At 47.0% G+C, this 581-nt stretch carries 1 protein-coding gene; it reads left to right on the top strand.

Annotation, left to right across the window (positions count from 1 at the left end; all coding sequences use genetic code 11):
* Positions 1-581 (top strand): DNA gyrase subunit A (locus tag AC5590_RS08960; RefSeq protein ID WP_282453099.1); only part of this gene is annotated, 581 nt, incomplete at both ends.

The following is a 581-nucleotide window of genomic DNA, read 5'->3' as shown; positions in this document are numbered from 1 at the left end:
TTCTCTGCTACAAGATATCGAATCGGAAACAGTCGATTTCGCCGATAACTTCGACGCTTCACAACAAGAACCAACAGTCCTGCCAGCACGTATCCCGCAGTTGCTGCTCAATGGCTCCTCTGGTATTGCTGTGGGTATGGCAACCAACATACCACCCCATAACTTGGGCGAATTGATTGATGGGTTAGTAGCACTGATTCAAAATCCAGAAATCACTGATACTCAGTTAATGCAGTATATCCACGGACCTGACTTTCCGACTGGAGGTCAGATTCTAGGGACATCAGCAATTAAAGAAGCTTATACGACAGGGCGGGGTTCCATCACCATGCGTGGTGTGGCTACAATTGAAACAATTGAGCAGCGTGGACGTCCTGACAGAGACGCAATTATCATCACCGAATTGCCTTACCAAACCAACAAAGCGGCGTTGATAGAAAAAATCGCCGAGATGGTGAACGACAAGAGGATAGAGGGAATTGCCGATATTCGGGATGAAAGCGATCGCGATGGTATGCGAATTGTAATCGAACTCAAGCGCGATGCTTATCCCCGAGTTGTGTTAAATAACCTCTACAAGC

The organism is Brasilonema octagenarum UFV-OR1, assembly GCF_963888615.1.
In the GTDB taxonomy this organism is placed as follows: domain Bacteria; phylum Cyanobacteriota; class Cyanobacteriia; order Cyanobacteriales; family Nostocaceae; genus Brasilonema; species Brasilonema sennae.
The sequence above is the reverse complement of the archived record's forward strand: the minus strand, read 5'-3'. Positions and strand labels throughout refer to the sequence as shown.